This window comes from Actinomadura rugatobispora (assembly GCF_042656285.1).
GTDB classification, from domain to species: Bacteria; Actinomycetota; Actinomycetes; order Streptosporangiales; family Streptosporangiaceae; genus Spirillospora; species Spirillospora rugatobispora.
The window spans coordinates 122,243-136,099 of the sequence record NZ_JBHSON010000017.1; the positions used below are offsets into that span (position 1 = coordinate 122,243).

A 13,857-nucleotide genomic window follows, 5' to 3' on the forward strand; every position below is an offset into this window, starting at 1 on the left:
CGGGTGCCGTCCGCACCGGCGGGACCTGAGGACCTCGGCGGCGGCGTGTGGAGCGTGCCGGTGCCGATCCCCGGCAACCCGCTCGCCTACACCCTCGTGTACGCGGTGGAGAGCCCGCGCGGCCCCGTCCTGGTCGACGCCGGGTGGGAGCACGAGGACGCCTGGGCGGCGCTCAAGGACGGGCTGGGCACGTTCGGGATCGACCTCGCCGACGTGTACGGGGTGGTGGTCACCCACTTCCATCCCGACCACGCCGGGCTGGCGGGCCGGGTGCGGGAGGCGTCCGGCGCCTGGATCGCGATGCACCGCGACGACGCCGCGATCGTCCGGGCGTTCCGCGGCGTGCTGCGGCGGGACGGCGAGCGGCGCTGGGAGACCGACGCGATGCGGCGCGCGGGCGCGGGCGAGGAGGAGCTGGCCGGGCACGACCCGCGCGGCGGCGTGGACCCGCCCGCCGAGCCCGACCGCGAGCTGGCCGACGGGGACCTGGTGGACCTGCCCGGCCGCGCGCTGCGCACGGTGTGGACGCCCGGCCACTCGCCCGGCCACGTGTGCCTGCACCTGGAGGACGGCGACCGGATCTTCACCGGCGACCACGTGCTGCCGCGGATCACCCCGCACATCGGGCTGTACCCGTACGACATCCCGGACGTGGACCCGCTGGGCGACTTCCTGGCCTCGCTGGAGCGGGTCGCCCGGATGGGCGTGGGCGAGGTGCTGCCCGCCCACCAGTACCGCTTCCGGGGGCTCACCGAGCGGGCCGAGGAGATCATCGGGCATCACGAGGACCGGCTGAGCGAGATCACCGGCCTGCTGTCCGCCGAGCCGGCCACGCTGTGGGAGCTGGCGGCGGGGATGACCTGGCGCGACACCTGGGACGCGATGCCGCTGACGTCCCGCCGGATGGCGGCGGGCGAGGCGGCCGCGCACCTGCGCGCCCTGGAGCGGCGCGGCGTCGCCCGCCGCGAGGGGAACGGCGGCACGCTCAGCTTCGTCCGCACGGCCTGACACCTCTCCACGCACCCCCGGCGCCTCCGGGCCGGGGGTGCGACTCATGTCACTTCCCCGCACGGGACTCTTGATGAGACTCGAGTCTCATGTTAGAACGTGTTCTAGATCGTTCCCCCAAGCAAGCGCTCAGTCATCTAGATCGGAACCCGGCGCCAGCGCCGGTGGACGGGCCCCGAGGCGCGACGGCGGCCCCTCCGCCCGGCGCCGCGTTCCCCCGTACCGCCCCCGGGAAGGGACCGCAGTGACCGACCCAGATGTGAGCCTCGCCGGACGGGTGGCCGTGGTCACCGGCGCCGGCGACGGGCTCGGCCGGGCCGAGGCCCTCGCGCTGGCCTCCGCCGGAGCCCGGCTGGTGCTCAACGACGTGCGCGCCGAGACCGCCGAGGCGGTCGCCGAGGAGATCAGGGACCGCGGCGGCGAGGCCGCCGTCCACGCCGGAGACGTCGCGGCGTGGGAGACGGCCGAGGGCCTCCTCGCCACCGCGCTCGCCGCGTTCGGCGGGCTGGACGTGCTGGTCAACAACGCCGGCTTCACCCGCGACCGAATGCTGTTCAACATGTCCGCCGACGAGTGGGACGCGGTCGTGCGCGTCCACCTCCGGGGCCACTTCGTCACCTCCCGGATCGCCGCCGCGCACTGGCGGGCGCGCTCCAAGGAGACCGGCGGGCCCGTGTACGCGCGGATCGTCAACACCTCCTCCGAGGCGTTCATGATCGGCGCGCCGGGACAGCCCAACTACGCCGCGGCCAAGGGCGGCGTGGCGGCGCTGACTCTCTCGACCGCGCTGTCGTGCGGCCGGTACGGGGTGCGCGCCAACGCGATCTGCCCGCGCGCCCGCACCGCCATGACCACCGCGGTCTTCGGGCCCGCCCCGTCCGAGGGGCCCGACCCGCTCGCGCCCGAGCACGTCGCCCCGCTGGTGGCCTACCTCGCCTCGCCCGCCGCCCAGGACGTCACCGGCCAGGTCTTCATGGCCCACGGCGCCCGCGTCGCGGTCATGGCGCCGCCCACCGTCGCCTACGAGGCCCGCACCGAGAGCACGTGGACGGCCGCCGCCCTGGCCGCCGAACTGGGCCCCAAAGTCGCCACCGGCACCGCCGGCTTCGTCTCCGCCCTCTCCTGAGCACGACCCCTCGACCTGACCGCCCACCCCGGCCAGAAGGATCCTCCATGTCGCCTGAGACCGGCATCCTCCCCGACATCGACGTCATCGACCCCGGCGTGTACGAGAGGGAGGGCATCCCGCACGAGCAGTTCGCCTGGCTGCGCGAGCACGACCCCGTCCACTGGCACCCGGACCCCAACGACGGCGTCCCCGGCTTCTGGGCGGTGACCCGGCACGAGGACGTCGTGCACGTCTCCCGGCACCCCGAGCTGTTCTCCTCCCACACCCGCACGTCGATGTTCGAGGAGTTCACGCAGGAGGACATCGCCCTCTACGGGATGATGATGCTCTTCCAGGACCCGCCCGACCACACCCGGCTGCGGTCCATGGTCAACAAGGGCTTCACCCCGCGCATGATCGGCAAGCTGCAGGACCACATCCGGCGGATCTGCGATCGCCTGATCGACGCCGCCGCCCCGCTGGGCACCTGCGACTTCGTCGAGCACTTCGCGGCGCCGCTGCCCCTCTACACGATCTGCGAGCTGCTCGGCGCGCCGCTGGAGGACCGCGAGAAGATCTTCCACTGGTCCAACAAGCTGGTGGCGTTCAACGACCCCGAGTACATCGGGGACCGTTCCGAGTCGGCCGCCTGCGCCGCCGAGTTCGCCGCCTGGGCGGGCGAGCTGGCCCGCGACCGCGTCTCCACCCCGCGCGACGACATCGTGACCAAGCTGCTGCAGCCCGACCCCGACGGCACGCGCCTCGGCGACGAGGAGTTCCAGCTCTTCGTGATCATGCTGTCGATCGCCGGGAACGAGACCACCCGCACCGCCACCGCGGGCGGCATGCAGACCTTCTTCGAGCGCCCCGAGCAGTGGGAGCGCCTGAAGGCCGACCGGAGCCTGCTGCCCACCGCGGTCGAGGAGATCGTCCGCTGGGTCAGCCCGATCAACCAGTTCCGCCGCACCGCGACCCGCGACACCGAACTGGGCGGCAGGCGGATCAAGGCGGGCGACAAGGTCGTCCTGTTCTACGGCTCGGCCAACCGCGACGAGCGGGTCTTCGAGAACCCCCACGCCTTCGACGTCGGCCGCGACCCCAACCCGCACCTCGGCTTCGGCGGCGGCGGCCCGCATTTCTGCCTCGGAACCCACCTCGCGCGGATGAATCTGAGCATCATCTTTGAGACGATTCTCGATCGGATGCCCGACATCCGCCCGGTAGGCGAACCGCGCCGGCTGCGCTCCAACTTCGTCAACGGCGTCAAAGAACTCCAGGTCCAGTTCACCCCCGCCGACACCTGACCCCCGCGCCTCCCCACCCCATGAAAAGAGGCCCGCCATGACCCGCGTCTCCCACGTCGAGCTGGTCGATCCGAGTGTGTACGAGGCGGGTGGTGTGCCCCATGAGCACCTCACGGCGCTGCGGGAGCACGCCCCCGTCCACCGGCACCACGGCGATCCGGAGGCGGAGGCTCCTCCGTTCTGGGCGGTGACGCGGCACGCGGACGTGGTGCACGTCTCCCGGCATCCGGAGGTGTTCTCCTCCTACGAGCGGCTGGCGCTGTTCGAGGAGCCGGCGCCCGAGCAGCTGGCGCTGCAGCGGATGATGATGCTGAACCAGGATCCGCCGGAGCACACGGGCAAGCGGAGCATCGTGAACCGCGGGTTCACGCCGCGGGCGATCGGGGCGCTGGAGGAGCACGTCCGGGACATCTGCCGCGACCTGGTCGGGGAGGTCGCGGCGACGCTGGAGGCGGGCGGGGAGGCCGACTTCGTCCGGGACGTGGCGGCGCCGCTGCCGCTGTACGTGATCTGCGAGCTGCTCGGGGCACCGGTGGAGGACCGCGACAAGATCTTCCACTGGTCGAACACGCTGATCGGCGGCAGCGATCCGGAGCTGCAGTCGTCCCCGGAGGCCGGGGACACGGCGGCGGCCGAGCTGTACGCGTACGCGGCCGGGCTGGCGGAGGCCCGGCGGGCCGAGCCGCGCGAGGACATCATCACCCGGCTGCTGCAACCGGACGCGGACGGCAACGAGCTGACCGGGAACGAGTTCGAGCTGTTCGTGATGCTGCTGTCGGTGGCGGGCAACGAGACGACCCGGAACGCGGCGTCGGGCGGGATGCTGGCGCTGTTCGAGCATCCGGAGCAGTGGGCGCGGCTGCGCGCCGACCGGGCGCTGGTCCGGACGGCGGTGGACGAGATCGTCCGGTGGGTCACGCCGGTCAACCTGTTCCGCCGCACCGCGATCCGGGACACCGAGCTGGGCGGCGAGCGGATCGCGGCGGGCGACAAGGTCGTGGTGTTCTACGCGTCGGCGAACCGGGACGAGCGGGTGTTCGACGACCCGTTCGCGTTCGATGTGGGCCGGGAGCCCAATCCGCACCTCGGCTTCGGCGGCGGGGGGCCGCATTTCTGCCTCGGCGCCCATCTTGCCCGGCTCGAGCTGAGTGTGCTCTTCGAAACACTTTTGGACACTCTGCCCAATATTGAACTCTCCGGTAACGTCCGGAGGCTAAGGTCTAGTTTCATCAACGGCATCAAGGGGATGCCGGTGCGCCAGCGCCCGGCGTTCCACGACTGACAGGAGTGGTGCGTGAGCTGGGACTGGCGTGGCTGACACAGAGGAGTCGTCGGGCGGTCCGTTGCGCGTGGCCCTGCTCTCGTACCGGAGCAAGCCGCACTGCGGCGGTCAGGGCGTCTACCTCCGGCATCTGAGCCGTGAGCTGGCCGACCTGGGGCACACGGTCGAGGTGCTGTCCGGGCAACCGTATCCCGAGCTGGACCGCGACGAGATCACTTTGACCAAGATCCCGAGCCTGGACCTCTATCGGGACGAGGACCCCTTCCGCACGCCGGCGCTGCGCGAGTTCCGCGACTGGATCGACGTGCTCGAGTTCGCCCACATGAAGACCGGCGGCTTCCCCGAGCCGCTGACCTTCAGCCTGCGCGTGGTGCGCGAGCTGCGGCGCCGCCGCCGCGACTTCGACGTCGCGCACGACAACCAGGTCCTGGGCCTGGGCAACCTCGGCATCGGCCGGCTGGACCTGCCCCTGGTCACCAGCATCCACCATCCGATCAGCGTGGACCGGCGGATCGAGCTGGAGGCGGCGCGCGGCATCAGGCAGAACCTCGGCAAGCGCCGCTGGTACGGCTTCGTCGCCATGCAGTCGCAGGTCGCGCGGCGGATCGGCCCGGTGCTGACGGTGTCGGAGTCCTCCAAGGTCGACATCGTCAAGGACTTCCGGGTCGACCCGCGCGACATCGAGATCCTGCCGCTGGGCGTCGACACCCGGATCTTCCATCCGCGAGGCGAGCGCGTCCCCGGCCGCATCGTGGCCATGGCCAGCGCCGACGCCCCCATCAAGGGCGTGGACGTGCTGCTGCGGGCGGTCGCCAAGGTCGCCACCGAGCGGGACGTGCACGTGATCGTGGTCAGCCGCCCGCAGAAGGACGGCCCCACCGCCAAGCTCGTCCGGGAACTGGCCCTGGGCGAGCGGGTGCGGTTCGTCAGCGGCATCAGCGACGAGGAGCTGGGCGAGCTGCTGGCCTCGGCCGAGACCGCCGTCGTGCCGTCGCGGTACGAGGGCTTCTCGCTGCCCGCCGTGGAGCACATGGCCTCGGGCACCCCGCTGGTCGCCAGCCGAGCCGGGGCGCTGCCGGAGGTCGTCGGCGACGCCGGGATCCTCGTCAAGCCGGGCGATGTGGAGGAGCTGGCCGCGACGCTGCGCCGGCTGCACGACTCCCCCTCCGAACGGGCCCGCGCGGGCGAGGCGGGCCTGGCCCGCGTGCAGCGCAGGTTCGCCTGGCCGGCCGTGGCGCGGGCCACGGTGGAGCACTACCGCGCCGCGATCGACCAGCAGCGCTACCGGCGGATGGCCGCGGGCGGGGCCTGACCGGGGCCCGCACGGCACGCGCCGCGAGCGAGCCCCCGTAGGGCGCCGCGGCCCGACACAGGCGGGGACCGCCCCGGCGGCGTCCCCCGGTACGGAAGGAGCATCACCCTGCTGACCGTGGATTTCCAGCGGTTCCGCGTCAAACCCGGAGAGCGCGTCCTGGACATGGGATGCGGCGCCGGGCGGCACGCCTTCGAGCTGTACCGCAGGGGGGCGCACGTCACGGCCTTCGACCTGGACGCCGGCGAGCTCGCCGGCGTGGAGAAGATGTTCGGCGCCATGCGGCTGGAGGGGGAGGTCCCCGAGGGGGCGTCCGCCGAGACCGTGCGGGGCGACGCGCTGGAGCTGCCGTTCCCCGACGGCCACTTCGACAAGATCGTCGCGTCCGAGGTGCTGGAGCACATCCCCGACGACATGAGCGCCATGCGGGAGCTGCTGCGGGTGCTGCGGCCGGGCGGGAGGCTGGCGGTCACGGTGCCGAGCTGGCTGCCCGAGCGGGTCTGCTGGGCCCTGTCGGAGGACTACCACACCGCCCCCGGCGGGCACGTCCGCATCTACACCCGGGCCGAGCTCGAGGCCAAGCTGAAGGCCACCGGCTTCCGCGTGAACGGCCACCACCACGCGCACGGCCTGCACGCCCCCTACTGGTGGATCAAGTGCGCGGTCGGGGTGAACAACGACGATCACCCGGCCGCGAAGGCGTACCACCGGCTCCTGGTGTGGGACATCATGAAGCGGCCGCTGGCGACCCGCCTGGCCGAGCAGGTCCTCAACCCCGTCATCGGGAAGAGCGTCGTGGTGTACTTCACCAAGCCCGCCGGGTCCGCCGGGACCGCGGCGGCCGCCGAGGACGCGGAGACCGCGGATGCGGTCTGAGACCGCGCCTCCCGCCGTGCCCGGCGTGCTCGGTCCCGACGACGTCGTCGCGACCGCGCGCAGCATCGTCGCCCAGCAGGAGGAGTCGGGCGCGATCCCCTGGTTCAGCCCGACCGGCGGCGTGCCGGGGCACGTGGACGCCTGGAACCACGTCGAGGCCGCGATGGCCCTCACCGTGGCCGGGCTGCGCGAGCCCGCCCGCAGGGCCTACGAGTGGCTGCGCTCGGTGCAGCGGCCGGACGGGTCCTGGCCCGCCAAGTGGGTGCTGGGCGAGGTCACCGAGCCGTGGGGCGAGTCCAACCACGCCGCCTACCTCGCCGTGGGCGTCTGGCACGAGCTGCTGATGACCGGGGACGAGGAGTTCGTCCGGCGGATGTGGCCCGCCGTGCGGCGGGCCGTCGACTTCGTGCTCGGCCTGCAGACCGGCCGCGGCGAGATCATCTGGATGCGGAACCCGGACGGCGCCCCCTCCGACCACGCGCTGCTGACCGGCTGCTCCTCGATCTACCAGTCGCTGCGCTGCGCGGTGGCGCTGGCGGAGGCGCTGGGCGAGCCGGAGCCGGACTGGGAGCTGGCCGCCGACCAGCTCGGCCACGTCGTCGCCGCGCACCCCGAGGCGTTCGCCGACAAGAGCCGCTGGTCGATGGACTGGTACTACCCGGTCCTGTCGGGGCCGCTGCGCGGCGAGGCCGCGGCGCGGCGGCTCGCCGAGAGCTGGGACGCCTTCGTGGTGCCGGGGCTGGGCTGCCGCTGCGTGGCCGACCAGCCGTGGGTGACGGCCGCCGAGAGCTGCGAGCTGGTGATGGCCCTGGACGCGGCGGGCGACCGCGACCGCGCCCTGGAGCTGTTCCGCACCATCCAGCACCTGCGGCACGAGGACGGCTCGTACTGGACCGGCTGGCAGTACGAGAACCAGCGGCACTTCCCCGGGGACCGCTCCACCTACACGGCCGCCGCGGTCATCCTGGCGGCCGACGCGCTCGCGGACGCCTCCCCCGGCGCCCGCCTGTTCAAGGAGATCGCCGGGCGCCCGCTGGGCCCGTCCACGGCCGCCGACCCGATCGCCTGCGGCTGCGGGGTGTTCACCCGGGAGGCGACGCCCACACCCGGGGCGTACTGACCCGGGGCGTCACAGGACGGGGGTGTCGGCCGTTCTCTCCAGGACGCGCAGCGAGCCCTCGACCCGGTGCTCGGTGAAGGCTCCGCTGGCCAGGGCGCGCTGGTAGACGTGGTACGGGGCCTGGCCGCCGTCGGCGGGGTCGGGGAAGACGTCGTGGATCGCCAGCGCGCCGCCGACGGCGATCCACGGCGCCCAGTCGGCGTAGTCGGCCTGCGCCAGGTCCTCGGCGTGGCCGCCGTCGATGAAGAGCAGGGCGACCGGGGTGCGCCAGAACGCGGCGACGGTGCGGGAGGCCCCGACGATCGCGACGACGTGGTCCTCGAGCCCGGCGGCGCCGAGGGTCCTGCGGAAGCTCGGGAGGGTGTCCATGCGCCCGGTGAGGGGGTCCACCAGGGACGGGTCGTGGTGCTCCCAGCCCGCCTGGTTCTCCTCCGAGCCGTGGTGGTGGTCGACGGTCACGACGGTCGCGCCGGTCGCCCTGGCCGCGGCGCCCAGGTAGATCGCGGACTTGCCGCAGTAGCTGCCGATCTCCAGGAGGGGGCGGCCGGAGCCGCCGTGCCGCGCGCCGTACTCCAGGGCCGTCTCGTACAGGGCCCGGCCCTCGTCGTCGGGCATGAAGCCCTTGGCGGCGCGGGCCGCGCGCAGCAGGTCGCCCGGCATCGGCACGGCGGGCGCGGCGTCCGGCCGCGGGCCGTCCTGGGGCGGTGCCGGGGGTGGGGTCGTCCCCGCGTGGGTGGACGCCGTGCTGTGGGTCATCGGTCTCCTCCGCCGGGCGTGTCCCGGCACTTTATCCATATTCGGTCGGGGTTGAACCAAGTGTCCCCGGCGGCTGTGATTTCGACGCGTCCGGGCCGCCGGACATCCCCGGTTTCCGGGTGATACGGGGGTGTCCCGGAGGCTTGCCCGACAATAGTGGAACGTGTTCTACTTTTCCCCGAGCGGGTGCCCCGGCGCCCGGCAGGGCGCGTATCGAAGATCGAACCTGGTTCGGTATGTTGGCCCGCGCGGAACGACCGTGTCGGGCTCACCGGTGGCGCGTCCCACCGGGTGGTGGAACGGAGACAACGACGATGAAGGTAAGCGTCGACCCCATGGTGTGCGAGGCCAACGCCGTCTGCGTCGGTCTGGCCCCGGAGGTCTTCGACCTCAACGACGACGACGAGCTGACGATCCTCCTGCCGGAGGTTCCCGAGGACCAGGCCGACCGCGTCCGGCACGCGGTGCGGTCCTGCCCCAAGGCCGCGCTCAGCCTCGACGAGTAGCACCGGACCGCGGCACGCCGCGCCGGCCTCCCGCACCCCTTCACATCCACCCCTTCGAGGGCGCCCCCGGGCGTCCGACCCCTGTGGAGGCAGACATGGCACGTGCCGCGGTACTGCACGCGGTCGGCGACGACGAGCTGGACCTGCGCGACGACGTCGGCACGGCCGACCCGGGTCCGGACCAGGTCAAGGTCCGGATCAGGGCGACCGGGGTCTGCCACTCCGACCTGTCGACCATGACCGGGGTGCTGCCCACCATGCCGCCCACCGTGATGGGGCACGAGGGCGCGGGCGTGGTGGCCGAGGTCGGCGCGCACGTCACCAACGTCGCGGTCGGCGACCACGTGGTCGTCAACTGGACGCCCGACTGCGGCACCTGCCCGGACTGCCTGCGCGGCGAGCCGTACCTGTGCATGACCTTCATCGCCCAGGCGTTCGGCGACCCCAGGTTCACGCTCGGCGACGGCACCCCCGCGTTCGGGATGGCCGGGGTCGGCACCTGGGCGGACGAGATGACGGTGCCCTGGCAGGGCGTCATCAAGATCGACGAGGACGTGCCGTTCGAGTACGCGGCGCTGCTGGGCTGCGGCATCCCCACCGGGGTGGGCGCCGCCATCAACACCGCCCAGGTGCGGCCCGGGTCGAAGGTGGCCGTCGTCGGCGCGGGCGGGGTGGGCCTGTCGGTCATCCAGGGCGCCCGCATCGCCGGCGCCTCCGCCATCCTGGCCGTCGACCCCAACGAGGCCAAGCACCCGATCGCCAAGCGGTTCGGCGCCACCCACACCGCCACCCTGGACGGCCTGGAGGAGGCCAAGGGCCTGCTCACCGGCGGCCTGGGCTTCGACTACGCCTTCGAGGTGGTCGGCAAGTCCGCCGCCATCGCCACCGCCTGGGGCGCCACCCGGCGCGGCGGCGACGTCATCGTGGTCGGCGCGGGCGCGGCCGACGACGACTTCGCGCAGAGCGCGTTCGCGCTGCTGTTCGACGGCAAGAACCTCAAGGCGTCGCTGTACGGCGGCTGCGACCTCAAACGGGACGTGCCGCGCTTCGTCGACCTGTGGCGGGCCGGCCGGCTCGACATCGACGGCCTCATCTCGCGGCGCATCCGCTTCGAGGACCTCAACGACGCGGTGCGGGCGCTGCGGAAGGGCGACGTGATCAGGCAGGTCGTGCTCTTCGACTGAACCGCCCGGTCCCTCCCGGTCCGCCGCTTCACCGTCCGGGTCGGCGGCGGGCCGGCGGTATGTCATCCTTCTTCCTGAGTTCCTGAGCCGTACGCGAGTCGATCATGGAGCAGGGTTGGCGTACCCGTACCTAGGCGAGCCGGGACCGTCCAGGAGTACCCGGCCGGTCCGCGCGCTCGCCGCCGGAGCCCTACTGGCCGTCCCGGCGCTGTGCGCGCCGCTGCTGGCCCCGCTGCCCGCCCACGCGGCGGCGCCGCCGGCGGCCGTGGCCGAGCGCCGCATCCGCGACGTCCAGGGCGGCGGGCACGTGTCGCCGCTCAACGGCACGGTCGTCACCCGGGTCCCCGGCGTGGTGACGGCGGTGTCGGGCAACGGGTTCTGGATGCAGGACCCGCGCCCCGACCGCGACGATGCCACCTCCGAGGGCGTCTTCGTCTTCACCCGCACCCGGCCCCCGGCGGCGCCGGGCGACGCCGTCCGCGTGGACGGACGGGTCAGCGAGTTCCGGCCCGGCGGTTCCCGGTCGCCCTTCCTGGGCCGCACGGAGATCGACGCGACCCGTACCGTGACCGAGGCGCGCGGCGTCCCGCTGCCCGCCCCGGCCGTGCTCGGGCCCAAGGGGCGCAGGCCGCCGTCCACCGTCGTGGACGGCGAGCCCGGCGCCGCCCCCGGCCGCGACGTCGAGTCGGGCGGGCGCTTCGACCCGGCGCGGGACGCGCTGGACTTCTACGAGTCGCTCGAAGGCATGCGCGCCGCGGTCGAGGACGCCGTCGCCGCCGGCCCGTCCCGGCACGGCGAGATCCCGGTGCTGCCGGCGGGCGGCGCGGGCGCCGGTCCGCGCACGGCGCGCGGCGGGGTGCTGGAGACCGCCGCCGACGCCAACCCGGAGCGGATCGTCCTCGACGACGCGCTCGCCGCCCTCCCCGGGATGAACGTGGGCGACCGGCTCCCCGGCCCCACCACCGGCGTCGTCGACTACGGCCACGGCTCGTTCAGGCTGCTGCCCACCGCCACCCCGCAGCGCCGGGACGGCGGCCTGACCCGGGAGACCACCCGTCCCGCCCGCGCCGGCGAACTGGCCGTCGCCACCGCCGACCTCGGCGGGCTGAGCCCGGACGCGCCCTCCGAGCGCTTCGCCGCGCTGGCCGCCGACGTGGTGGAGGGGCTGCGCTCCCCCGACCTGGTGGCGATCACCGGGCTGCGCGACAACAGCGGGGCGGCCGACGACGGCACCGTCGCCGCCGACCAGACCGTCGCCGAGCTGATCACCGCGATCAGCGCGGCGGGCGGACCCGGCTACGACTGGCGCTCCATCCCGCCGCGCGACAACGCCGACGGCGGCGACGCGGGCGCCAACGACCACATCGGCTTCCTGTTCCGGACCGACCGGGGGCTGGGCTTCGTCGACCGTCCCGGCACCGCGGCGGCGGGCGGCGCGGGAAGCGCGCAGGACGGCGAGGCGCCCCGTCCCGCCGACCTGTCCGGCACCCCGGTCAAGGCCCTGCCCGACGGCTCGGGCGGCGTGCGGCTGAGCCTGAGCCCGGGACGGATCGCCCCCGGCGACGCCGCCTGGAGCCGTACCCGCAAGCCGGTCGCGGGCGAGCTGACCTGGCAGGGCCGGCGGATCATCGTCGTGGCCAACCAGTGGTTCCCGCGCACCGGCGACGACCAGCCGCTGTTCGGCCGCCACCAGCCGCCGCTGCGTCCCACCGAGTGGCGGCGGGACGCGCAGGCCCGCGTGGTGGCGGGCTTCGTCCGGTCGGTGCGGGCGGTGGACGGGGACGCCGCCGTCATCGTCGCCGGCGACCTCAACGAGCAGGAGTTCGCCACCCCCGTCAGAACGCTGGCCCAGCAGGCCCGGCTGCGCGACCTCCCGGCGGCCCTGCCGGCCCGGGAGCGCTACACCACGGTCACGGGCGGCAACGCGCGGGCCCTCGACCACATCATGCTCAGCCCGTCGCTCGCCGCGCGCGGCCACGAGTACGACATCGTGCACCGCAACGCCGAGTTCGCGGAGCGGGCCGGCGACCGCGACCCGTCCGTGGTCCGCATCGACATGTCCGGGAAGTAGCCGCCGCGCGTGAAGCTGCGGTGGCCGGCGCGCGCTGCCCTAAAGTGCCGCCGGCCACCGAAGCGACACTTCGATTATCGCCTTGCGTGCCGCCTCCGCTACATCCACCGACAGGCACTTGTCACCCATCCGATCCCTTCGGGAACGGCCCGAAGGTCCGAAGAAGTTTCATCTCCGCACGCCGGGGCACCCACGGGAGGTCACGAGCCCCCCACGTGAGGAGACGACCCCCATGGCGGTCAGGTACAGATCCGGCGTCAGCGTCATCGGGCTGATCTACATCATCGTCGGCGTGTTCATCGCCTGGGACCGCGGATACATCGACTCGGAACTGGTGCGGCAGGTCGCCAGCGCACTGCTCGCGATCTTCCTGTGGTTCCTCGTCCTGCTCGGCGTCGATCTCAACATCCGTACCTGAGCACCCGTACATGACACCTGCAACGCGGACAAAGTGGCCAGGGCGTGAGCGCTACCTCGCGCCGCGGCCACAGCCCCGCGCCCGGCCATGGACCCGCCCCCGATCCGGCGCTACCTTCCGGGCATGGCCAAAGACGGATGCAGTTGTGGACACGGCGGCAGTTGCTCGTGCCCCAAGGGGTGCGGCTGCGGCTGCAACGGCTGAACGACACGAACGGGCCGCCCGGGATCGTCCCCGGGCGGCCCGCTCACACCTTCGGGTCAGGGCGCGGGCGTGCGCCAGAACATCGGCGTCTCGCCCCTGTGGTCGGCGCTGATCCCCGTCCCCACGACCTCCCCGCCCAGCACGGCCAGCGAGGTCAGCCGCTGGTCGCCGCGCCCGTCCAGACCGGCGCCGAACGCCGGCACGCGCCGCCAGTCCCCGGCGCCGCCGGGCGAGCTCCACAGCACGACGTCCTGGCGCCCCGGCAGGCCCGACGAGCCCGCCAGCAGGAAACCCTTGGACGTCGCCGCCACGGCCGTCAGCGTCGTCGTCTCCCCGGCCCCCTGCGGCACGCTCGTCCGCCACGTGCGGCCGCCGTCGGGCGAGTGCGCCACGAACGCGGCCGCGCGCCCGGGAGCGCCCGCGGCCCCCGCGGTACGGCCCCAGCCGAGCGCCACCAGCGCGTCCCCGCGCGCGACCACCTGGAAGAAGGCACCCGAGGCGATCCCCGCCGGAAGCGCGGGCGAGGCCACCGCGGCCCACTTCCGGCCGTCCGCCGAGGTCCAGATCGCGGGCAGGTCGCCGACCGGCGACCTGCCCGACGATCTCGCCGTGGCCGACCGAGAGCGTCACATCGTGGATGACCGCCATGGCGCCGTACCCCGCGGTCAGCCCGCGGACCTCCAGCGCCCTGACCTCGGTGGTCTCCGT

Annotated in this window: 13 protein-coding genes; 11 read left to right on the top strand and 2 right to left on the bottom strand. The window is 73.7% G+C overall.

Annotated features, from left to right (window positions below):
• Positions 1-3 precede the first annotated feature (3 nt).
• From ACFPZN_RS14820 to ACFPZN_RS14850, 7 genes are all read left to right on the top strand, one after another.
• A complete protein-coding gene (locus tag ACFPZN_RS14820; RefSeq protein WP_378282513.1) occupies positions 4-1,008 on the top strand; it encodes an MBL fold metallo-hydrolase in 1,005 nt (334 codons plus the stop codon).
• Positions 1,009-1,252: 244 nt separating this feature from the next.
• Positions 1,253-2,134 (top strand): SDR family NAD(P)-dependent oxidoreductase, encoded by an 882-nt coding sequence (locus tag ACFPZN_RS14825; RefSeq protein ID WP_378282514.1) that lies wholly within the window; start codon positions 1,253-1,255, stop codon positions 2,132-2,134.
• A gap of 47 nt (positions 2,135-2,181) precedes the next feature.
• Positions 2,182-3,420, top strand: a complete 1,239-nt coding sequence (locus tag ACFPZN_RS14830) for a cytochrome P450 (RefSeq protein ID WP_378282515.1) — start codon at positions 2,182-2,184, stop codon at positions 3,418-3,420.
• Between the two features lie 37 nt (positions 3,421-3,457).
• Complete coding sequence (locus tag ACFPZN_RS14835; protein ID WP_378282516.1) at positions 3,458-4,702, top strand: cytochrome P450; 1,245 nt, start codon at positions 3,458-3,460, stop codon at positions 4,700-4,702.
• Between the two features lie 28 nt (positions 4,703-4,730).
• Complete coding sequence (locus ACFPZN_RS14840; protein WP_378282517.1) at positions 4,731-6,014, top strand: glycosyltransferase family 4 protein; 1,284 nt, start codon at positions 4,731-4,733, stop codon at positions 6,012-6,014.
• A gap of 108 nt (positions 6,015-6,122) precedes the next feature.
• Positions 6,123-6,890, top strand: a complete 768-nt coding sequence (locus tag ACFPZN_RS14845) for a class I SAM-dependent methyltransferase (RefSeq protein WP_378282528.1) — start codon at positions 6,123-6,125, stop codon at positions 6,888-6,890.
• Positions 6,880-8,010 (top strand): prenyltransferase/squalene oxidase repeat-containing protein, encoded by a 1,131-nt coding sequence (locus ACFPZN_RS14850; RefSeq protein ID WP_378282518.1) that lies wholly within the window; start codon positions 6,880-6,882, stop codon positions 8,008-8,010. Before ACFPZN_RS14845 ends, ACFPZN_RS14850 begins: the two co-directional genes overlap by 11 nt.
• Positions 8,011-8,019: 9 nt before the next feature.
• Here the strand turns inward: ACFPZN_RS14850 and ACFPZN_RS14855 are convergent, their stop codons facing one another.
• The gene (locus ACFPZN_RS14855; protein ID WP_378282529.1) at positions 8,020-8,670 is read right to left on the bottom strand and encodes a class I SAM-dependent methyltransferase; all 651 of its coding nucleotides are present in this window, start codon (positions 8,668-8,670) and stop codon (positions 8,020-8,022) included.
• Positions 8,671-9,080: 410 nt separating this feature from the next.
• Here ACFPZN_RS14855 and ACFPZN_RS14860 point away from each other — a divergent pair, with 410 nt between their 5' ends.
• The 4 genes from ACFPZN_RS14860 (at position 9,081) to ACFPZN_RS14875 (ending at position 12,945) form a co-directional block, all read left to right on the top strand.
• The gene (locus ACFPZN_RS14860; RefSeq protein WP_378282519.1) at positions 9,081-9,272 is read left to right on the top strand and encodes a ferredoxin; all 192 of its coding nucleotides are present in this window, start codon (positions 9,081-9,083) and stop codon (positions 9,270-9,272) included.
• A gap of 95 nt (positions 9,273-9,367) precedes the next feature.
• The gene (locus ACFPZN_RS14865; RefSeq protein WP_378282520.1) at positions 9,368-10,456 is read left to right on the top strand and encodes a Zn-dependent alcohol dehydrogenase; all 1,089 of its coding nucleotides are present in this window, start codon (positions 9,368-9,370) and stop codon (positions 10,454-10,456) included.
• 115 nt (positions 10,457-10,571) lie between these two features.
• A complete protein-coding gene (locus tag ACFPZN_RS14870; RefSeq protein WP_378282521.1) occupies positions 10,572-12,527 on the top strand; it encodes an endonuclease/exonuclease/phosphatase in 1,956 nt (651 codons plus the stop codon).
• A 232-nt stretch (positions 12,528-12,759) separates the two neighbouring features.
• Positions 12,760-12,945, top strand: a complete 186-nt coding sequence (locus ACFPZN_RS14875) for a hypothetical protein (protein ID WP_378282522.1) — start codon at positions 12,760-12,762, stop codon at positions 12,943-12,945.
• A 260-nt stretch (positions 12,946-13,205) separates the two neighbouring features.
• Here the strand turns inward: ACFPZN_RS14875 and ACFPZN_RS14880 are convergent, their stop codons facing one another.
• On the bottom strand, positions 13,206-13,679 hold the full coding sequence (locus ACFPZN_RS14880; protein ID WP_378282523.1) for a hypothetical protein: 474 nt from the start codon (positions 13,677-13,679) through the stop codon (positions 13,206-13,208).
• Between the last annotated feature and the right edge of the window lie 178 nt (positions 13,680-13,857).

Bases quoted from the DNA above. Each gene is read 5' to 3' on its own strand.
- ACFPZN_RS14835 (WP_378282516.1), top strand. From the start codon at position 3,458: ATGACCCGCGTCTCCCACGTCGAGCTGGTCGATCCGAGTGTGTACGAG.
- ACFPZN_RS14875 (WP_378282522.1), top strand. From the start codon at position 12,760: ATGGCGGTCAGGTACAGATCCGGCGTCAGCGTCATCGGGCTGATCTAC.
- ACFPZN_RS14860 (WP_378282519.1), top strand. From the start codon at position 9,081: ATGAAGGTAAGCGTCGACCCCATGGTGTGCGAGGCCAACGCCGTCTGC.
- ACFPZN_RS14850 (WP_378282518.1), top strand. From the start codon at position 6,880: ATGCGGTCTGAGACCGCGCCTCCCGCCGTGCCCGGCGTGCTCGGTCCC.
- ACFPZN_RS14830 (WP_378282515.1), top strand. From the start codon at position 2,182: ATGTCGCCTGAGACCGGCATCCTCCCCGACATCGACGTCATCGACCCC.
- ACFPZN_RS14855 (WP_378282529.1), bottom strand. From the start codon at position 8,670: ATGCCGGGCGACCTGCTGCGCGCGGCCCGCGCCGCCAAGGGCTTCATG.
- ACFPZN_RS14865 (WP_378282520.1), top strand. From the start codon at position 9,368: ATGGCACGTGCCGCGGTACTGCACGCGGTCGGCGACGACGAGCTGGAC.